Annotated in this window: 2 protein-coding genes; both read left to right on the top strand. The window is 58.6% G+C overall.

Features of this window, described 5'->3' with window-relative positions; translation table 11 throughout:
- A partial coding sequence (locus tag GY725_10100; GenBank protein ID MCP4004535.1) for a transposase occupies nt 1-1,131 on the top strand: 1,131 nt, incomplete at its 5' end.
- A gap of 67 nt (nt 1,132-1,198) precedes the next feature.
- The gene (locus GY725_10095) at nt 1,199-1,633 is read left to right on the top strand and encodes a hypothetical protein (protein MCP4004534.1); all 435 of its coding nucleotides are present in this window, start codon (nt 1,199-1,201) and stop codon (nt 1,631-1,633) included.
- Nucleotides 1,634-1,683: the final 50 nt, after the last annotated feature.

Genomic DNA, 1,683 nt, shown 5'->3' with positions numbered 1-1,683 from the left:
GCCCAGGCGATGAATCACGGCAATCTCGTGATCGCGAAAACGAGCGACATTCCCCATCACGTGCTGGAGGAGGCCTCCCAGCAGTACCTGCGCCAGGCCTCGCTGCAGGCGGCCAATGATCGGATCAGCGATGCCATCGCCAGCTTGCCGATTTTCCCACACTATTCATTCGACGTGGGGGAGCTATACGGCGCGGTCGACGGGCAGAAGTTCGGTGTTGAGCACCCGACCGTCAAGGCACGTCACTCGCGGAAGTATTTCGGGCGCGGCAAGGGTGTCGTCGCCTACACCTTGCTGTGTAACCATGTGCCGCTGCAAGGCTGGCTCATCGGCGCGCACGAGCTTGAGGCCCACCATGTGTTCGACATCTGGTACCGCAATACGTCCGAGATTGTGCCGAGCGTGATCACCGGCGACATGCACAGCATCAACAAGGCGAACTTCGCCATCCTGCACTGGTTCGGGCCGCGCTTCGAGCCGCGTTTCACCGATCTGAAAAAACAACTGAAAGAACTCTACTGTGCCGATGACCCGTCGCTGTACGAGAAATTCCTGATCTGTCCTGTTGGCCAGATCGACCTGCAAGCCATCGTGGACGAGAAAGCCAACATCGACCAGATCGTCGCCACGCTGGGCCTCAAGGAAATGACCCAGGGCACGCTGATCCGCAAGCTATGCACCTACACCGCACCGAACCCGACGCGGCGAGCCATCTTCGAGTTCGACAAGCTGATTCGCAGCATCTACACTTTGCGTTATCTGCGCGATCCGCAGTTGCAGCGCAACGTGCATCGCTCGCAGAACCGCATCGAGTCCTATCACCAGCTGCGCTCTGCGATCGCCCAGGTCGGCGGCAAGAAGGAGCTGACCGGTCGGACCGACATCCAAATCGAGATCAGCAACCAATGTGCGCGGCTGATCGCCAACGCCATCATCTACTACAACTCCGCGATTTTGTCGCGGCTGCTCGCCAAGTACGAGGCAAACGGGAATGCGAAGGCGCTGACCCTGATCAAGAAGATCTCGCCAGCGGCGTGGCGTCACGTCCATCTGAACGGGCACTACACGTTCCGTGGTACTGGTCCGATCATCGACCTGGATGCGATCGTGGCAGGACTGGATCTGGGCTGACGGAATTTTCGGCGGTTTGGGCTTACATCCCCGAGGGGCATACCGACTGCAACAACCGAGAGCGGCATTGTCTCTTGCCCACGGTGTTGCCGTCCTTAACCGATTGTATTATCAATTACCCATGTCCGTACTGAAGAGCAAAAACACGAAACACAAGAAGATATCCTCGACATTTCTGGCATTTGTCTCTCCTAGCCTGGAAGAGATGGGTATGCCACCGGGAGAGCGCGAGCGAGACACCCTTCTCAAGGTCTGCTGGGGAGTCTGGAATGCCGTGGTCTATGCCGATTACGTCGGCAGGACCGACTTGCTCGACAAACTGCTCGATCCGTCGCTGTCGAGTCCGGCAAGCGTTATTCTGATCAAGGCGCTGGTAGAACGCAAGCGCTCGCGCCGCTTCGCCAACGACGACCGGTTGATCGGCGACTACAAGATCAAGGACGTCAATGGCGAATCGCGACTCTGGGCCGAGGCGCGCAGCCCCTACCCCAAGTCCGCGTAGGCCAAGGGTTAGCCTGACGGAATTTTCTGGGGTTTGGGCTTACACCCCCG

The sequence above is a fragment of the bacterium genome (assembly GCA_024226335.1).
GTDB lineage: Bacteria > Myxococcota_A > UBA9160 > SZUA-336 > SZUA-336 > JAAELY01.
Note: the sequence above shows the minus strand (reverse complement) of the source record. Positions and strands in the feature narration are given on the sequence as shown.